Origin of the sequence: Amycolatopsis japonica (genome assembly GCF_000732925.1) — a bacterium.
Lineage (GTDB): Bacteria > Actinomycetota > Actinomycetes > Mycobacteriales > Pseudonocardiaceae > Amycolatopsis > Amycolatopsis japonica.
Genome location: NZ_CP008953.1, coordinates 3,106,070 through 3,122,769, shown reverse-complemented (window position 1 = coordinate 3,122,769; position 16,700 = coordinate 3,106,070). Strand labels below are relative to the sequence as shown.

Genomic DNA, 16,700 nt, shown 5'->3' with positions numbered 1-16,700 from the left:
GCTCACTCCTCACCCGCGCGTTCGAGGATCGCCCTGGCCCGGGCTTCGACCGGCTTGTCGATCATCTGGCCGTCCGCCACGGCCACCGAACCGTCGCCCACGAACGCCGCCACTCCCCTCGCCCACTCGATCTCACTCGCCGACGGGGCCAGCCCACGATCGGCGACCGCGACCTGACGCGGATGCACGCAGAGTTTCCCGGTGAAGCCGAGGGTTTTGGCGTGGTCGAGGTCGGCGATGAGCGCGGCTTCGTCGTCGAGCGCCGTGGTGACGCCGTCGATGGGGGCCGCCCGGCCGGTGGCCGCCGCGGCGACGACGAGCGCGGACCGCGCGTACCGCAACGCCTCGTGCGACCGGTGATCGACGCCGAGCTGCGCGGCCAGATCGACACTGCCGAAAGCGGGCCTCACCACCGCGTCCGCGCCGCAGACCGCCACCGCGTTCGCGATGCCGGTCGCCGTCTCCACCAGCGGCACGATCGGGACCCCGGGCAGCCGCCCGGCGAGGGAATCGATCTCGGCGGGATCCTCGGCCTTGGGCAGCATCACCGCGAGCGCGCGCCCGATGCTCGCGACATCCTCGTGGTACCAAGCGGTTCCGGCGCCGTTGATGCGGACGACCGCCTGATGACCTTCGTCCAGCCACGCCCGGACGTGTTCGCGGGCGGACTCCTTCCGCTCGGGCGCGACGGCGTCCTCCAGATCGAGGATCACGACGTCGGCGCCGCTGGCCGCGGCCTTGGCGAAGCGGTCCGGCCGGTGACCGGGGACGAACAGGAAGGTCTTCGCACTGGTTTCGTTCATCGGCCGAGGCTCCGCATCGTCCCGGTCGCCGTCCGCCGTCCGTGGCGATCGCGCACGGCGGTGCCGCCCTCGTCGGCCCGGACGATCAGGCCCTGATGGTCGAACAGCGGCGAGACGAGACGGTAGTCGAAGGCCAGCCGTCCGGTGCTCCCCTGTTTCCTGGCGGCTTCGGCCATCGCGAGCGCCTGCAACGGGCCGTGAGTGAGCAGCCCCGGATAGCCCTCGACATCGCGGGCGTAGTCGCGGTCGTAATGGATGCGGTGAGCGTTGTAGGTCAGCGCCGAGAAGCGGAACAGCAGAGTCGGCGAGACATCGATCGCCCATTCGTCCTCGGCCGCCGGCACTTCCGGCTCCTCGATGGCCGCTTCGACCTGTCCGGAAGCGGCGTCGCGGTAGACGATGTCCTGCTCCTCTTCGACCACGACCGCGCCACTCTGGACGATCCTGTGGCCGGTCACGACGAAGGTCAGCCGTCCGGTGCGGCCCTGCTTTTCCGTCGTGGAAAGCACTTCCGTATGTCGTTCGGCGGGCAGCCCGCACCGCAACGGCCCGAGCGCCCGCACTCGCCCGCCCGCCCACATCCGGCGGCGTCCCGGCTCCGGCGGCGCGGGGATCGTGCCACGGACCGGATGGCCGTCCGGTCCCAGATCGGCCTGCGCGGGCCGATCCAGCAGGTAGAACCAGTGCCACAGCGGGGGCAGGCCGTCGCGGTCCAGATCCGGCAGGTCGACGTCGAGCAGCGAGGCCAGCGCTTCCGAGGGGCCGGGCTGCAGGATCTCCTTCACGTTCGTACCTCCTGCCGGGCACCGAACTCGGCCCGGATCGACTCGTTGTGCGCACCCAGCGCGGGCACCGGCCCCATGACCGGTTCGCGGCCGTCGACCTCGACCGGCGGGAGCAGCGCCTCCAGCGGGCCCGCCGGGGTTTCCACCGCGCGCCAGCGGTTCCGCGCGATCAGTTGCGGATGTCGGGTGAACTGCTCGGGCGTCCGCAACCGGGCGTTGGCGATCCCGGCCCGCTCCAGCAGATCTCCGACCTCGTCGGCGGTCAGGCCGGTGAAGGTCTCTTCCAGGATCGCGGTGAGCTCGCCGTCGTTGCGGACGCGATCGTCGTTGGTCCGGAACCGCGGATCTCCGGCGAGTTCGGGATGTACCAAGACCTCCCGGCAGAGAACGACCCACTCCCGTTCACTTTGGACACTCAGGAAGACCTGGTCGTCACCGGTGCGGAACGGCCCGTACGGCGAGATCGACGGATGTGCCGCCGCCGTGCGCCTCGGCGGTTCCTGGCCGTAGCGGGAGAAATAGGCGGGCTGGCTCATCCATTCGCCGAGCGAATCGAGCATCGCGACGTGCAGGCTCGCCCCCTCACCGGTGCGCTCGCGCTCGTACAACGCGGTGAGGATGCCGCTGTAGGCGTACATCCCGGTGGCGATGTCGGCGATCGAGATCCCCGCCTTGGCCGGGGTCTCCGGCGTTCCGGTGGACGTCACGAGGCCGGTTTCGCACTGCACCAAGAGATCGTAGGCCTTCTTCGTCCGATATGGGCCTTCCGGACCGTAGCCCGAGATCGAACAGTGGACGAGTTCCGGGCGTTCCGCGCGCAACGTCGCGGCGTCGAGGTCGAGCCGTTCCGCCGCTCCGGGGGCGAGATTCTGCAGAAAGACGTCCGCCCGGCCGATCATCGCGCCGAGCAGAGCCCGGTCCGCCGGATCCTTGATGTCGAGTTCGACGCTTTCCTTGCCCCGGTTGAGCCAGACGAAGTAGCTCGACTGCCCGTGCACGGTCCGGTCGTAGTCACGGGCGAAGTCGCCGACACCGCGGCGTTCGATCTTGATCACGCGCGCGCCGAGGTCGGCGAGCTGGCGTGAGGCGAAGGGCGCGGCGACGGCCTGTTCCAAGGCGACGACGGTGATTCCCTCGAGTGGTTGGCGCATGAAGCCTTCCTCGGTGGTCAGGACGGGATGCGGTGCCGTTCGATCAGCTGGCGCGCGATCACGCCGCGCTGGATCTCGTTGGTGCCCTCGCCGACGATCATCAGTGGCGCGTCGCGGAAGTACCGTTCGACGTCGTACTCCGTCGAGTAGCCGTAGCCGCCGTGGATGCGGACCGCGTCGAGCGCGATCTCCATCGCTGCCTCGGAAGCGAACAGTTTCGCCATCCCGGCCTCCAGATCCGCGCGTTCGCCCGAGTCGTAGCGGCGCGCCGCGTGGTGCACCAGCTGACGCGCGGCCTCGAGTTTGGTCGCCATGTCCGCCAGGTGGTTGCCGACCGACTGATGCTTCCAGATCGGCTTGCCGAAGCTCTCGCGTTCCTGGGCGTAGCGCAGGGAATCCTCCAGTGCCGCCCGGCCGACGCCGAGCGCCCGGGCCGCGACCTGGATCCGGCCGATCTCCAGGCCCCGCATCATCTGGGCGAAGCCACGCCCCTCCACGCCACCGAGCAGGGCGGTGACCGGCGCGTGGAAGTCGTCGAAGGAGAGTTCGCAGCTCTCGACGCCCTTGTAACCGAGCTTGGGCAGATCCCGCGAGACCTCGAAACCCGGCCCTTTTTCCACCAGCAGGACGGAGATGCCCTTGTGCGCGGGTTCGGCGGCGGGGTCGGTCTTGCACAGCAGCGCGACCAGCTGGGACCGGCGCGCGTTGGTGATCCACGTCTTGCTGCCGTTGATCACGTACTCGTCGCCCTCACGGCGTGCGGTGGTGCGGAGTGCCTGCAGGTCCGAGCCGCCGCCGGGTTCGGTGAGCGCCATCGTCGCGCGGATCTCGCCCGTCGCCAGCTTCGGCAGGTAGGTGTCCTTCTGCTCCTGAGTGCCATACGTGGCAAGGAGTTTCGCGACGACGGTGTGGCCGCCCATCGCGCCGGCGAGGCTCATCCAGCCGCGGGCGAGCTCCTCCGTCACCGACGCGTAGCACTCGGCGGAGACGTGGGTCTCGCCCCACGGCTCGGGCACGGCCAGCCCGAAGACTCCCATCGCCTTCATCTGGTCGATGAGTTCGCCGGGATAGGTGTTCGTGTGGTCGAGCTCCCGCGCGACGGGCCGGACCTCGCGATCCACGAACTCGGCCACGAGCGCGACGATCTCGGTCTCTTCCTCGGTCATGTTGTTATCATGAGCGATGATGAGACGGTATGTGAAATACCGAATCATGATAGCCGCATACCGGTCCGCGATGTGAAGGGACGACGGTGGACTTCAAGCAGCTCAAGGCGTTGGTGACGGTCGCCGAGGTCGGCAGCGTGACCCGCGCGGCCGAACTGCTGCACCTGGTCCAGCCCGCGGTCACCCGGCAGATCCGCACCCTGGAACAGGAACTCGGGGTGCCGTTGTTCGAGCGGACCCGCCACGGGATGCGCCCCACCGAGGCGGGCGCGACGCTCGTCGAACGGGCACGCCGGGCGCTCACCGAACTCGACCGGGCCCGGGCCGAACTCGCCCCGAAACCCGGGGTGGTCACCGGCATCGTCACGGTCGGCCTGCTGGAGAGCGCCGCCGAACGGCTCGCCGCGCCGCTGACGACGGCCGTGCTGCGTGAGCATCCGGGCATCGAACTGCGGCTGCTCACCGCGTACTCGGGGCATCTCCAGCGGTGGATCGACGACGGTGACGTCGATCTGAGCCTGCTCTACAACCTGACCAGCACGCCGTCGCTCAACGTCCGCCCGCTGGTCCGCGAACGGCTCTGGGCGGTCGCTCCCCCGTCGGCAGCGCTCGACCCCGCGCGGCCCGTGCCGTTCGCCGAGGTCGCCGCGCATCCGCTGGTCATGCCGTCCGAGGGGCACGCGCTGCGCACCCTCATCGACGGCGCGGCCCGTGAGGCGGGCGCCGAGGCGGAGGTCACCGTGCAGACCAACGCCATGACCCTGCAGAAACGCCTCGTGCTCGGCGGGCACGGCTGGACGATCCTGCCCGGTATCGGCATCGCTGCGGACGTCGCCGACGGCACCCTGAGCGCGGCTCCGGTCTGCGAACCGGAGGTCTGGCGGACCGTCGTCCTCGGCACGCCGAGGACAGGGCGCGTCACGCCCGCCGTCGACGCCGTCGCCCGGGCGCTGGTCCGGCAGATCCACCGGACCGTGCGCGAGGGCGAGTGGCCCTCGGCGCGGCTCTGGGAAGACCGAACAGGAGAAGAATGAGCACGCTCCCCCGCACCGGCCACGCCATCGCCGCGGACGGCACCCGGCTGGCCTACCAGTGGCACGGCACCGGCCGGCCGCTCATGCTGCTGGCCGGGCAGGCGAACGACCACACGTGGTGGGACCGCACGCGCGGGGACTTCCCGAGCACGATCACCATGGACTATCGCGGCACCGGCGCCAGTGACGCACCCGATTCCGCCTACTCCACAACGGGTTTCGCGGACGACGTGATCGCGGTGCTCGACGGGCTCGGGGTCGGCGAGGCCGATGTCTACGGCACCTCGATGGGCGGGCGCGTCGCGCAGTGGGTCGCCGCGCGGTATCCCGATCGGGTGCGGCGGCTGGTGCTCGGCTGCACCACCCCGGGCGGCAAGCACGGCGTCGAGCGATCGAACGACGTACGGCTGGCTCTGGCGCGACGTTCCTCGGTGGAGGCTCGCGAGACGCTGACGGACTTGATGTACACGCCCGCCTGGCGCGCGGCGAATCCCGGTCCGTACCGGGTGCTGGGCGCGCACGGCATGCCGCCGAACGCGGTGCGCGGGCATCTCGTCGCGAGCAACGGCCACGACGCCTGGGACGTACTTCCGGAGATCAGCGCGCCCACGCTGGTCCTGCACGGCGACGACGATCTGCTCGCGCCCGTGGCGAACGCGCCGTTGCTGACGGAGCGGATTCCCGACGCGCGGATGCACCTCTTCGCCGGGGCACGGCACGCCTACTTCGACGAGTGCCGCCCCGAATCGAGTGACCTGGTGAGCGACTTCCTCGGGTAGACCATGCCTGCCGGGTATGCGCCCATCGCGGATTTCTATTTCTCAACCGCAGGGATCACAGCTCATGATGGTCGGCATTCCCGGAGCGAAGGAGCTTCCCTTGCCGCACAAGACACCCGGCGTCGTCGCGAACGTGGTCCGGGGCTGCCTCGGAAACCTGGTCGAGTGGTACGACTGGTTCGTCTACGCCTCGTTCAGCATCTACTTCGCGGCCAGTTTCTTCCCCGAGGGAAACCAGACGGCGCAGTTGCTCTCGACAGCCGTCGTGTTCGCGGTCGGGTTCCTGATGCGTCCGCTCGGCGGCTGGCTCCTGGGCCTCTACGCGGACAGGTTCGGCCGGCGGGCCGCGCTGACCCTGTCCGTGACGCTGATGAGCTTGGGCTCGCTGGCCATCGCGCTCACGCCGGGCTATTCGTCGATCGGCATCCTCGCGCCCGTGATCCTGGTGGTCGCCAGGCTCGCGCAAGGTCTCTCGGTGGGCGGCGAGTTCGGTTCGAGCGCGACCTACCTGTCCGAGATCGCCACTCCGCGGCGACGCGGGTTCTACTCGAGCTTCCAGTACGTCTCGATCACCGTCGGGCAGCTCTCGGCGCTGCTGGTGATGATCGTGATGCAGTCGCTGCTCACCGAAGCGCAGATGTACGCGTGGGGCTGGCGGATCCCGTTCGTCCTCGGCGCGATCGCCGGGCTCGTGGTGATGTACCTCCGCCGCAGCATGGTGGAATCGGAACACTTCCGACGCGCTTCGGCGGCCGGTTCGCCTCCTGGCGGCTTGCGGGTCCTGCTGCGCGAGCACCGCCGCCAGGTCCTCGCCGTCCTCGGCCTCGCCATCGGCGGGACGGTGGCGTTCTACACCTTCACCAGCTACCTGCAGAAGTACATGGTGAACACCGCCGGAATCCCGAAGCCGACCGCTTCGCTCATCGGTTTCGCCGCCCTGTTCCTGTTCATCTTCATGCAGCCCGTCGCCGGCGCCCTTTCCGACCGCTGGGGCCGCCGCCCGGTCATGTTCGGCTTCTCCGTCGGCGGCATGCTCCTGACCGTGCCGATCATGACGCTCGTGGGGCGGACGGGGAATCCGTGGATCGCCTTCCTCCTCATGCTCACCGCCATGGTCTTCCTCAGCGGCTACACCGCGCTTTCGGCCATCATCAAGGCGGAAATGTTCCCCACCAACGTCCGCGCGCTCGGCGTCGGCCTGCCACACGCCCTGGCGACCGCGGTGTTCGGCGGCCTTTCGGAACCGATCGCACTGGCCTTGAAGCAGGCTGGGCACGAGAGCGTGTTCTTCTGGTGGGTCACGGGGTGCATCGGGCTGACGTTCGTGGCGACTTTGGTGGTGCGGGAGCCTTCGCGGGGTTCTTCCTTGGAGGTGGGCGAGGTGCCTGCTCGGGATTCTGTTGTGGGCGGCCACGTTTTGAGTACTGTCCGCTGCGTCAGACTGTTGCCGAATTCCGGCGACAGAGACCCAACGGCGCCCTCACGAGATGCACGACGGTGACGGCCGCGTTTCGGCAAGGGGCAATCGCTACCCGTTGAACGATTCGGCCTGGCATGTTCACCGTCTCAGGACTCGTTGAGCTGTAGCCGGATTTCGGCGACAGCTGTCCCAGCCGAAGGAGACTGTGTGAGGACCTCTTCGGAGTTGAGCCGTGGTCATTTTCCGGCGACGGTACAGCGCGGCAACGACGCATGACGAGGTCGGCCCAGGCAGGCGGTCGACGACATGGTTGACGCTGGCCTTCTTGATCAATCTATGTCCAAAGTGGATGGTGGCGTGACGTTGACCGGCGAGGGAGGGCCGCTGCCTGAGCTGGTGAAAGCGGGGATCTGGGTCCAGGCCACGAGGGGGCGAAGTTCTGGGCCGGGTCTGCGCCGAGCTGTGCAACCACGGAATCCGGGACGTGCTGATCGTGTGCTGCGACGACCTCACCGGGTTTCCCGAGACCATCGAGGACCTGGTCGCAGACAACCGTACAAACCTGCACGGTCCATCTGATCCGCGCCGCGATGCGGTTCGTGTCCTACTCCGACCGCAGGAAGATCGCCGCCGCACTGAATCCGATCTACACCACGCCCGCCGCCGAGGCCGCCCGTCTCGAGCTGGACACCTTCGCCGCGTCCGCCCTCGGGAACCGCTACCCCGCGGCGGTAATGACCTGAGAAAGCCCGCCCCAGAACCATCGCCGATTCCCGGCAACACAACCGGTGGGCTTGCAACATCGTGGTCGTTTTCCGGCAACAGCTCCGAACGGTGGTGACACCTGAGCCGTCGCCGTTTTCCGGCGATGCCTCAGAACGGTGGCGCTTCCTCGCGGGGTTCGTGCAGCGGCGGAGGCGAGCTGTCGTAACTCCGGCCCGTAGGCGTCGTGATCGTCAGGGTCCCATCAGAACCCAGCCGATAGTTCCAGCCGGGCTCGTCCTTCAACCGATGATCACGGCGGCATAGATCGATCAGTTCGGTATCCGCGGTATGGCCACCGTGTTGCCACGGCAGCGAATGATCGAGATCGCAAGCCTGCGCCACACGATGACATCCGGGTCTTCGGCACTCACGGTCCCGCACCCGCACGAACTCGTCCAGACCGGCGGTGGGCCGGTACCGATCCCGGCCGAGGTCGAGAACCTGCCCGGAGAGCGGGTCGGTGATGATCCGCCGCAACACCGTGTTCGACCCGCCGGCGATCTCACGGGCCAGCGACGCCGGGATGTGGCCATGCCCGGCCATCTCGGCGGGATCATCGTTCAACCCGAGGTAGGTGTTCAAGTCCATGTAGAGGAACACCTCCGACCGTTCGCTCTTCCCGCCCTGACCACCCAACAAAAGATCAAGAGCGACATCCGCACGCAACTGATCCAACGTGCGCGTCTCCCCACCCGCCCGCAGCGCCCGAGCCTCACGGTCGATCCGCGTATAGGCGGCAGCCACCTTCTCCACCGGCCCGTCTTCGACCTCGATGGACGCCACCCCGGTCTCTCCCTGCCGCACAGACAAACGACGCCCGCTCCGATTCCGTTCGACCCGCCGAGCCGCCCCATCACGGTCGGCCATCATCGCCGCGTGATTGGCCGCCTTCCGGATCTGATCCGAGTTCCGGTCCGGTATCCGATCCTCCAGCACCGCGTCCACCGCGCGAGCATCCTCGTCCGAGAGCCAGGCGGTGGCCGTGGCGACTTTCATCGCCCCGTACCCGCCGACCTTCCCGGCATCCAACAGTCCCAGGGTTCGTGGCAGGCGAGTGGTCAGTGCCTCAGCCGTAGAGACCAGCCCAGCAGCATGACCGTCCACAACGGACAGAGCGAACGCAACCTCTTGCACGACACTGGAAGCACCGTCACGGTGACGGCTTAATCGACCCAAAGCACGGAACCGAACAGCCTCCAACCGCGCGATCCCCTCCGACGCCGCCACGGCGACATCCACGGCATCGTTGTCCCCCAACGAATCCAGCGAAGCATTAACCTCCTTGAACAAATCCGACGAGGTGATTTCCTTCAATAGCGCCACAGTGGCGTTGAGTGTGTCCACCCGCAGAACGTACAACCGACCACCGACAGTTTCTAAAACCCTTACACAGCAACGCTAATCGACATCAAGCAAACCCTCAGCACCATTCTCCAGCCGCCGAGCGAACTCAGCCGACCGCGGCAGCATCGTCGCCTCATAAACCCCGACCGCCTCACCCAAACTGGCCGAACCGGCCAACGCCAGGGCGAGTTCGCAAGCGTCGAGCATGGCCAGATTGACCCCGACACCCAGCGGCGGCATCAGGTGAGCGGCATCGCCGAGCAGGGTCACCCAAGGCCTGTGCTCCCACGTATGCGGGACCGGCAGCGCGAACAACGGCCGATCGACATACGGCCCGTCGTTGTCGGTGATCGTCCGCAGCAACGACGGCGACCAGCCGGAGAACGCTTCGAGCAGCCGACCGCGGACGTCACAACCCGACCCGGCCCAGTCCGCGGGCATCCGCTGGACAATGTAGACCCGGATGTGGTCGCCGCTGTTGCGCTGCGCGAACAGGCACCGCTCGCCGTCGGCCGCCATCGCGCTGCCCTGGCCGACGAGTTCGGCGAGTTCAGGGTGCGCGTTCCGGACATCGTCGAACCAGGCCTCCAGGAAGGTGACACCGACGTACTCGGGCACGGCCTCCGACACCGCCGGACGGACCCGCGACCACGCGCCATCGGCGCCGATGATCAGGTCCGTCTCGACCGTCTCCCCATCCGTGAACCGAAGAAGCCCGGGAGCCTCGACGCGATCCAGGGTCCGTCCCCACTGGACAGTGTCCGGCTTCAGCGAGTCGAGAAGCAGGCCACGCAGCTGACCGCGGTCGATCTCCGGCTTGAACAGCTCCCCCTCGGCCGGGACATGGTGCGCCAAGAGCCGTCCGTCGGGATCCAGTTTGCGCATCTCCTGCCCTTCCGGCCGGGCGAGCGCGAAGAACTCGTCGAGGAGGCCGGCTTCGCGCAGGGCCAGCTGCCCGTCGTCCACGTGGAGGTCGAGGGTGCCGCCCTGATTGCGAGCCGCGGGATGGGGGTCGCGGTCGTAGACCGTCACGGGAATGCCGTGCTGCTGAAGGATGCGGGCGCAGGTCAGGCCACCCGGACCCGCTCCGATGATGCTGATCGTCATGAGCACCAGAAAAGCAGAACGAGTTGAAAAGTGCAACGAGTCAACTTAGTGACCGTGACAACCCTTGAGGTAGAGTGCGCCTATGGAGACACCGGGACGGCGTGAACGCAAGAAGGCGGCCACCCGCCAGGCACTGGCGGACGCCGCGCTGAACCTGTTCCTGGAGCGCGGCTACGACCAGGTCAGCATCCGCGACATCGCCGAGGCGGCCGACGTCTCGACGACGACGCTGTTCAAGCACTTCCCCGGCAAGGAAGCGCTGGTCTTCGACGAGTCGGCAGACCGTGAGGCACGCCTGGTCGCCGCCGTCCGGGAGCGCGAAGAAGGTCAGAGCATCGTCGAGGCGTTGCGCGCCTACGTGCTCGCCACCTGGCTTCCGCTCACGACGCACCCCCAGTACGCCGAGTTCACCGCGCTGGTGAGCGGCACCCCGGCTCTGCAGGAGTACGGCGAGCGTATGTGGACCCGGCACGCCGCGGCCCTCGGCGCCGCCATCGCCGAGGAGACCGGCGTGAGCTCCGAAGACATCGCTTGCCGCGCCCTCGCCCGCTTCGTGCTGGACATCCCGGCCCTCACCCGAGGCCGAAAGGATCCGCGAGAGGACGTCGAGAGGATCTTCGATCTCCTCGAAGCAGGCTGGCGCTAGTCCTCTTCGGGACGGGAGCCGCGCAGCGAGCCCGGGTGCGCTTTGGCGGAAGGATCGTTGCGGGTCTTGAGCAGGCTCGCCACCGTCACCACGACGAGGATGCCGATGATCACCGCGAGGCTGACCGGCGTCGAGATCTCCGGAACGCTTTCGTCGATGTCGACGTGGGCCCAGTGCAGGATCAGCTTGATCCCGATGAACCCGAGGATCACCGCGAGCCCGGCGGACAGGTACACCAGTCGATCGAGCAGGCCCTTCACGAGGAAGTACAGCGCCCGCAGGCCCAACAGGGCGAACGCGTTGGCCGCGAACACCAGATACGGCTCGTCGGTGACACCGAAGACCGCCGGAATCGAGTCCAGCGCGAACAGCAGGTCGATCCCGCCGATCGCGAGCAGCACCACGACCAGCGGCGTGCCCACACGCTTTCCCTCGACCCGGGTGAACAGCTTGCCGCCGTCGTACTCGGTCGACAGCGGCAGCAGACGGCGCGCGGTCCGCACCACCACGTTGTTCTCGACGTCCGGATCCTCGTCCCGGTGCCGGAACAGCTGGATACCGGTGTAGATCAGCAGCAGCCCGAACAGCAGGAACATGAAGGAGAACAAGGAAAGCAGCGTCGCGCCGAGGGCGATGAAGATCGCGCGCATGATCAGCGCGACGACGATGCCGAACGTGAGCACCTTGTGCTGATGTTCCTCGGGTACCGCGAAGGTGCTCATGATGATCACGAAGACGAAGAGGTTGTCGACCGACAGGCTCTTCTCCACGATGTAGCCCGCGAAGTACTGCTGCCCGAAGTCGCCGCCGTGCGCCAGCGTCAGCCAGACACCGAACGCCACCGCGACCAGGATGTAGCCGATCGACCAGGCCACCGCCTCGCCGAAGCCGACCTTGTGCGGCCGCACCGCCGCGAGGACGAGATCGAGCGCCAGGAGCCCGAGCACCAGCCCGATCGTGACGATCCAGGTGAGGGCATCGATCTGGAGCATCCGGACCCTGTCTTTCCTTCGACGGCAGGTGCCCAGATCCTAAATGCGACTCCCCCGCTCCGCATTCGCATGACCCGGCGCCGCGTCCAGCAACGCGGCGAGCACGGTCTTGAGCAACGGGTGATCCGCGCTCCCCCGCCGGACGGCGGCGAACACCCGGCGCAACGGCGGTTCGCCGCGCAACGGGACGGCGACCGCACCGGGAACCGCCGTGAAAGCGTTGCGCGGCACCAAGGCCACGCCCTCGCCGGCGGCGACCAGGGTGGTGATCGCGTGGAAATCGTCGGAGACGTGCCGGATCTCCGGGTTGGCGCAGACGATCATCAGCACGTCGCGGCAGGGATTCCCGGGTTTCGGCGCGATCCACTCGTCGTCGGCGAGCTCGTCGATGTCCACTTCGGACGCCCCGGCGAGCCGGTGCGCGGTGGGCAGCACGACGTCGAAGGGCTCCACGTACAACGGGAACCGGGTGAGCCTGCTTTCATCCGTCCGTGGCGAGAGCCGGTACTCCTCGGTGATCGCCAGATCGACCTCGCCGTCGAGCAGGAGCGGGATGCTCGCGTGCCCCTCGACGTCCTGCACCTGCATGGTGACCCCAGGCGAACCGGCACGCAGCGACGCGATCGCGGGCGCCACGACCATCGTGATCGCCGAGGCGAAACTCGCCAGCCGCACCATGCCCTGGACACCGGAATCGAGCGCGGCGAGGGTCGCCCGCGCCCGTTCCAGTTCAGCGGCGACGGCGTTGGCGTGCACCACCATCAATTCACCCGCCGGGGTCAGCGAAACCCGCCTGCCCCGGCGGCGGAGCAGCTGCTGGCCGCACTCGGCTTCGAGGGCGGCCAGCTGCTGGGAGACCGCGGACGGCGTCAGGTGCAGCGCCTGACCCGCCGCCGTCACGGTGCCGTGGTCGGCGAGGGCACGCAGCACGCGCAGCCGTCGCGGATCGATCATTCGTCCATCATGGACCTTGCCGTCACGAACGCGTCGACGGCCCGGTTGACGTCTTCGGTCGAATGCGCGGCCGACATCTGCGTCCGGATCCGGGCCAGCTCGAGCGGCACCACCGGATACGAGAAGCCGATCACGTAGATGCCCTGGTCGAGCAGCAGATCCGCCATCTTGCCCGCCTTGGCGGCGTCACCGATCATCACCGGGATGATGGGGTGCTCACCCGGGAGCAGATCGAAACCGGCCTCGGTCATCCGGCGCCGGAACAGCTCGGTGTTGGCGCGCAGCTTGCCCAGCAGGTCGCTGGAGGAGTCCAGCAGTTCCAGCGTGGCGAGCGCGGCCGCGGTGATCGACGGCGCCAGCGAGTTCGAGAACAGGTACGGCCGCGAGCGCTGCCGCAGCATCTCGACGATCTCCGCGCGGCCCGAGGTGTAGCCGCCGCTCGCGCCGCCGAGCGCCTTGCCGAGCGTGCCGGTCAGCACGTCGACCTTGTCCTGCACGCCGAACAGCTCCGGCGTTCCGCGACCGGTCGGGCCGGTGAAGCCGACGGCGTGCGAGTCGTCCACCATCACCAGCGCGTCGTAGCGCTCGGCCAGCTCGCAGATCTCGTCGAGCGGCGCGAGGTAGCCGTCCATCGAGAACACGCCGTCGGTGGCGATCATCCGGTACCGCGCGCCGGACGCCTCCTTCAGCCTGGCCTCCAGATCCGCGACGTCACGGTTGCGGTAGCGCATCCGCTTCGCCTTGCAGAGCCGGACGCCGTCGATGATCGACGCGTGGTTGAGCTCGTCGGAGATGATGACGTCCTGATCCGTCAGCAGCGTCTCGAACAGCCCGGCGTTGGCGTCGAAACAGGAGCTGTAGAGGATCGTGTCCTCGGTGCCGAGGAACTCCGACAGCTTCGCCTCGAGCTCCTTGTGCGGCTGCTGGGTCCCGCAGATGAACCGCACCGACGCCATGCCGAAGCCCCAGCGGTCCAGCGCCTCTTGCGCGGCCTTGATCAGCTTGGGGTGGTCGGCGAGGCCGAGGTAGTTGTTGGCGCAGAAGTTGAGGACGTCGCCGTCGCCGACGCTGACCGAAGCCCGTTGCGGTCCCTGGATCACCCGCTCGCCCTTGTACAGCCCGGCTTCCCGGATCTCGGCGAGCCCGGCCTTGAGGTCGTCGCGCATCGCGCCGTACATCAGTTCTCCGTCCAGTCCAGAATGACCTTGCCGCAGCGGCCTTCCCTGGCCGTCGCGAACGCCTTCTCGTATTCGGTGTAGCCGAACCGGTGGGTGATCACCGGCGAGATGTCCAGCCCGGCCTGCAGCAGGACGGACATCGAGTACCACGTCTCGAACATCTCGCGTCCGTAGATCCCCTTGAGCTGGATCATCTTCAGCACCACGGACGCGATGTCGACCGACACGTCGGAAGCGGGAAGGCCGAGCAGCGCGACGCGCCCGCCGTGCGACATGTTCGCGATCATGTCGCGCAGCGCCTCGGGCCGTCCGCTCATCTCCATGCCGACGTCGAAGCCCTCGGCCATGCCGAGCTTCTGCTGCGCGTCGGCGATGGTCGCGGAAGAGACGTCCAGCGCGAGGTCGACGCCGACCTTGCGGGCCAGTTCGAGGCGGTGCTCGCTGACGTCGGTGACGACGACGTTGCGCGCGCCCGCGTGGCGCGCGATGGCGGCGGCCATGATGCCGATCGGGCCGGCGCCGGTGACCAGCACGTCCTCGCCGATGACGGGGAAGGACAGCGCGGTGTGCACGGCGTTGCCGAGCGGGTCGAAGATCGCGGCGATGTCGAGGTCGACCTTGGTGCGGTGCACCCAGGCGTTCATCTCGGGCAGCACGGCGTACTGCGCGAAGGCGCCATCGGTGTGCACGCCGAGCCCCTTGGTCCTGGCGCACAGGTGACGCCGCCCGGCCTTGCAGTTGCGGCAGCTTCCGCAGACGAGATGTCCCTCGCCGCTGACCAGGTCGCCCACCTTGACCGTGGTCACCGACCGGCCGATCTCGACCACCTCGCCGACGAACTCGTGCCCGATGACCAGCGGCGCGGCGATGGTGCGCGCCGCCCAGTCGTCCCAGGAGTCGATGTGCAGATCGGTACCGCAGATCCCGGCGCGCAGCACGCGGACGGCGACGTCGCCGGGGCCGACCGCGGGGTCCGGAACGTCGGTGAGTTCCAGCCCGGGTGCTCGGTCGGCTTTGACCAATGCCTTCATGGCGCGAAGTCTGGCCCGCCCGTGCTGTTCAGTCCATCGCGAGTTTCTGAAATCCCTCGTTAGCGTGTCTTCACAAGGAGCCCGGGACGCGGACCGACACGAAGTCCGGCCGCGGCACCACCTCGAAACCGATCGATTCGTAGAGCCTGATGGCCGGCGTGTTCGTCGCCGCCGCGTGCATCATCGGGTGTTCGCCGCGGGCCCGGATCCCCGCCGCCACCGCGCGGATGAGCCGGGTCGCCAGTCCTTGGCCGCGATACGCCGGGTCGGTGCAGACGGCGCTGATCTCGGTCCAGCCGGGCGGGTGCATCCGCTCCCCGGCCATCGCGATCAGCTCGCCGTCGCGCCGGATTCCCAGGTATGTCCCCAATTCGATGGTCCGCTTCCGGAACGGACCCGGCTTGGTCCGTTCGACGAGGTCGAGCATCTCCGGGACGTCGTCGGGCCCCAGCACGACCGCTTCGGGATCTTCGGCGGCTTCGAGCGCGACGTCGACCAGCCGGACTCCGGCGATCCTGCCGAGGACTTCCCAGTCGGCCGGGACGGGCAGCGCGTTGTGGACGGTGACCGTCTGACCGGGGCCCGCCAGCGTGGCGACGTCGGCCCACACGCCGTCGTCCGGCTCAGGGGGAAGGGCGAAGAACGGCGCGACGTCGACCTGGTAGCGCAGGACCTGGCCGGAGCGCTCAGCGAAATGGGCGTGCGGGCCGGTCAGCGAAGCCCAGGCCGGGTCGTCGAAAGGGGTGACCATGACCGCTCCGACACCGGCGGACCGGCTTTCATTCCCGCTCCCACATCCTGAGCGCTCAGCCGCCCGGCACGAGCAGCGGCGAATGCGGGTCGAGTTCGACCCCGCGTTCCCGGAGCGTGTCGTCGATGACCCGCCAGATCCATCGCACCAGCTGGCTCGCGAGCTCCGGGAGTTCGAGGCCGCCCGGATTCTCCAGCCAGCGCGCGGCACTCGTGTCGACGAGGCCGACCAGCCCGAAGGCGAGCGGTTCGGCGATCCGGCCGTCGAGATCGAAGGTGTCGAGGTAGTGCTCGAACAGGATGGAGAGCTGCCGGGCGATCGCCGTTCTGACGTCGGTGATGGCGTCGCCGCCGCGCCGCCCGGCTTGGGAGTGCCTGGCGAGATAGCGGTAGAGGTTCCCGTGTTCGGCGAGCCAGCCGGTATGCGCGCCCACCGCGATGGTGATCAGCTGCATGGGCGTCCCGCTCGGGTCCCACAGCGGGGCCAGTTCGGCGGTGATGAGGCGGACGGCGCGGTCGGCGATCGCACGCTGCAGGTCGGCGGCGTCGTCGAAATGCTTGTACACCCGGGTTCTGGCCACCCCCGCCTCGTCGGCGATCTGTTCGGTGGAGACCTCCGGACCGTGCTCGGCGATCGCGCGCAGCGCCGCGTCGACGAATTCCCGTCGGCGGCGCTCCCGCTGTCCCGCCCAGCGCGCCGCCCGGCCGTCCGGCCGCGGCGCGTCGGCTTCAGGCGTCATCCCCCGGAGTTTATCGGTGGCCGGGTTACCGGTACACTGCCGTACCCGTTACTTC

General features: G+C 68.4%; 16 protein-coding genes and 1 pseudogene. 5 read left to right on the top strand and 12 right to left on the bottom strand.

Going from position 1 to position 16,700, the window contains the following annotated elements:
* Positions 1 to 2: 2 nt before the first annotated feature.
* From AJAP_RS14775 to AJAP_RS14760, 4 genes are read right to left on the bottom strand one after another with little or no spacing between them, the layout of a single operon-like run.
* The gene (locus AJAP_RS14775) at positions 3 to 803 is read right to left on the bottom strand and encodes an HpcH/HpaI aldolase/citrate lyase family protein (protein ID WP_038511817.1); all 801 of its coding nucleotides are present in this window, start codon (positions 801 to 803) and stop codon (positions 3 to 5) included.
* A complete protein-coding gene (locus tag AJAP_RS14770) occupies positions 800 to 1,588 on the bottom strand; it encodes a mesaconyl-C4 CoA hydratase (protein WP_038511815.1) in 789 nt (262 codons plus the stop codon). The genes AJAP_RS14775 and AJAP_RS14770 overlap by 4 nt, the downstream gene beginning before the upstream one ends.
* Positions 1,585 to 2,739, bottom strand: coding sequence for a CaiB/BaiF CoA transferase family protein (locus tag AJAP_RS14765; protein WP_038511813.1), 1,155 nt, complete (start codon positions 2,737 to 2,739; stop codon positions 1,585 to 1,587). The genes AJAP_RS14770 and AJAP_RS14765 overlap by 4 nt, the downstream gene beginning before the upstream one ends.
* A gap of 17 nt (positions 2,740 to 2,756) precedes the next feature.
* Complete coding sequence (locus AJAP_RS14760; RefSeq protein ID WP_038511811.1) at positions 2,757 to 3,905, bottom strand: acyl-CoA dehydrogenase family protein; 1,149 nt, start codon at positions 3,903 to 3,905, stop codon at positions 2,757 to 2,759.
* Positions 3,906 to 3,991: 86 nt separating this feature from the next.
* On the opposite strand from AJAP_RS14760, the gene AJAP_RS14755 reads away from it, so the two are divergent.
* The 4 genes and pseudogenes from AJAP_RS14755 to AJAP_RS42965 all read left to right on the top strand — a co-directional run.
* Positions 3,992 to 4,939, top strand: a complete 948-nt coding sequence (locus AJAP_RS14755) for a LysR family transcriptional regulator (protein ID WP_038511808.1) — start codon at positions 3,992 to 3,994, stop codon at positions 4,937 to 4,939.
* Positions 4,936 to 5,718 carry an alpha/beta fold hydrolase gene (locus tag AJAP_RS14750; protein WP_038511805.1) on the top strand — a complete coding sequence of 261 codons (783 nt, stop codon included), beginning with the start codon at positions 4,936 to 4,938 and terminating at the stop codon, positions 5,716 to 5,718. Before AJAP_RS14755 ends, AJAP_RS14750 begins: the two co-directional genes overlap by 4 nt.
* A gap of 64 nt (positions 5,719 to 5,782) precedes the next feature.
* Positions 5,783 to 7,219, top strand: coding sequence for an MFS transporter (locus AJAP_RS14745; RefSeq protein WP_228694941.1), 1,437 nt, complete (start codon positions 5,783 to 5,785; stop codon positions 7,217 to 7,219).
* A gap of 324 nt (positions 7,220 to 7,543) precedes the next feature.
* Positions 7,544 to 7,869, top strand: a pseudogene (locus tag AJAP_RS42965) (transposase); the annotation flags it as partial.
* Positions 7,870 to 8,011: 142 nt separating this feature from the next.
* On the opposite strand, the gene AJAP_RS14740 reads toward AJAP_RS42965, so the two are convergent.
* Positions 8,012 to 9,247 (bottom strand): HNH endonuclease signature motif containing protein, encoded by a 1,236-nt coding sequence (locus tag AJAP_RS14740; protein WP_228694940.1) that lies wholly within the window; start codon positions 9,245 to 9,247, stop codon positions 8,012 to 8,014.
* 54 nt (positions 9,248 to 9,301) lie between these two features.
* A complete protein-coding gene (locus AJAP_RS14735) occupies positions 9,302 to 10,354 on the bottom strand; it encodes an FAD-dependent oxidoreductase (protein WP_038523040.1) in 1,053 nt (350 codons plus the stop codon).
* 82 nt (positions 10,355 to 10,436) lie between these two features.
* Between AJAP_RS14735 and AJAP_RS14730 the strand changes: the two genes are divergently transcribed.
* The gene (locus AJAP_RS14730) at positions 10,437 to 11,000 is read left to right on the top strand and encodes a TetR/AcrR family transcriptional regulator (RefSeq protein ID WP_038511802.1); all 564 of its coding nucleotides are present in this window, start codon (positions 10,437 to 10,439) and stop codon (positions 10,998 to 11,000) included.
* On the opposite strand, the gene AJAP_RS14725 is transcribed toward AJAP_RS14730, so the two are convergent.
* The 6 genes from AJAP_RS14725 to AJAP_RS14700 form a co-directional block, all read right to left on the bottom strand.
* Positions 10,997 to 11,992, bottom strand: a complete 996-nt coding sequence (locus tag AJAP_RS14725; protein ID WP_038511799.1) for a TerC/Alx family metal homeostasis membrane protein — start codon at positions 11,990 to 11,992, stop codon at positions 10,997 to 10,999. The two genes, AJAP_RS14730 and AJAP_RS14725, sit on opposite strands and share 4 nt — an antisense overlap.
* Positions 11,993 to 12,031: 39 nt before the next feature.
* Complete coding sequence (locus AJAP_RS14720; protein WP_038511796.1) at positions 12,032 to 12,946, bottom strand: LysR family transcriptional regulator; 915 nt, start codon at positions 12,944 to 12,946, stop codon at positions 12,032 to 12,034.
* Positions 12,943 to 14,124, bottom strand: coding sequence for a glycine C-acetyltransferase (locus AJAP_RS14715; protein ID WP_038511793.1), 1,182 nt, complete (start codon positions 14,122 to 14,124; stop codon positions 12,943 to 12,945). Before AJAP_RS14715 ends, AJAP_RS14720 begins: the two co-directional genes overlap by 4 nt.
* Complete coding sequence (gene tdh, locus AJAP_RS14710) at positions 14,124 to 15,155, bottom strand: L-threonine 3-dehydrogenase (protein ID WP_038511790.1); 1,032 nt, start codon at positions 15,153 to 15,155, stop codon at positions 14,124 to 14,126. The genes AJAP_RS14715 and tdh overlap by 1 nt, the downstream gene beginning before the upstream one ends.
* A gap of 70 nt (positions 15,156 to 15,225) precedes the next feature.
* Positions 15,226 to 15,906 carry a GNAT family N-acetyltransferase gene (locus AJAP_RS14705; RefSeq protein ID WP_038511787.1) on the bottom strand — a complete coding sequence of 227 codons (681 nt, stop codon included), beginning with the start codon at positions 15,904 to 15,906 and terminating at the stop codon, positions 15,226 to 15,228.
* A gap of 55 nt (positions 15,907 to 15,961) precedes the next feature.
* A complete protein-coding gene (locus tag AJAP_RS14700) occupies positions 15,962 to 16,645 on the bottom strand; it encodes a TetR/AcrR family transcriptional regulator (protein ID WP_038511784.1) in 684 nt (227 codons plus the stop codon).
* Positions 16,646 to 16,700: the final 55 nt, after the last annotated feature.

Bases quoted from the DNA above. Each gene is read 5' to 3' on its own strand.
- AJAP_RS14720 (WP_038511796.1), bottom strand. From the start codon at position 12,946: ATGATCGATCCGCGACGGCTGCGCGTGCTGCGTGCCCTCGCCGACCAC.
- tdh (WP_038511790.1), bottom strand. From the start codon at position 15,155: ATGAAGGCATTGGTCAAAGCCGACCGAGCACCCGGGCTGGAACTCACC.
- AJAP_RS14745 (WP_228694941.1), top strand. From the start codon at position 5,783: ATGATGGTCGGCATTCCCGGAGCGAAGGAGCTTCCCTTGCCGCACAAG.
- AJAP_RS14765 (WP_038511813.1), bottom strand. From the start codon at position 2,739: ATGCGCCAACCACTCGAGGGAATCACCGTCGTCGCCTTGGAACAGGCC.
- AJAP_RS14775 (WP_038511817.1), bottom strand. From the start codon at position 803: ATGAACGAAACCAGTGCGAAGACCTTCCTGTTCGTCCCCGGTCACCGG.
- AJAP_RS14730 (WP_038511802.1), top strand. From the start codon at position 10,437: ATGGAGACACCGGGACGGCGTGAACGCAAGAAGGCGGCCACCCGCCAG.
- AJAP_RS14715 (WP_038511793.1), bottom strand. From the start codon at position 14,124: ATGTACGGCGCGATGCGCGACGACCTCAAGGCCGGGCTCGCCGAGATC.
- AJAP_RS14725 (WP_038511799.1), bottom strand. From the start codon at position 11,992: ATGCTCCAGATCGATGCCCTCACCTGGATCGTCACGATCGGGCTGGTG.
- AJAP_RS14700 (WP_038511784.1), bottom strand. From the start codon at position 16,645: ATGACGCCTGAAGCCGACGCGCCGCGGCCGGACGGCCGGGCGGCGCGC.
- AJAP_RS14750 (WP_038511805.1), top strand. From the start codon at position 4,936: ATGAGCACGCTCCCCCGCACCGGCCACGCCATCGCCGCGGACGGCACC.
- AJAP_RS14760 (WP_038511811.1), bottom strand. From the start codon at position 3,905: ATGACCGAGGAAGAGACCGAGATCGTCGCGCTCGTGGCCGAGTTCGTG.
- AJAP_RS14735 (WP_038523040.1), bottom strand. From the start codon at position 10,354: ATGACGATCAGCATCATCGGAGCGGGTCCGGGTGGCCTGACCTGCGCC.
- AJAP_RS14705 (WP_038511787.1), bottom strand. From the start codon at position 15,906: ATGGTCACCCCTTTCGACGACCCGGCCTGGGCTTCGCTGACCGGCCCG.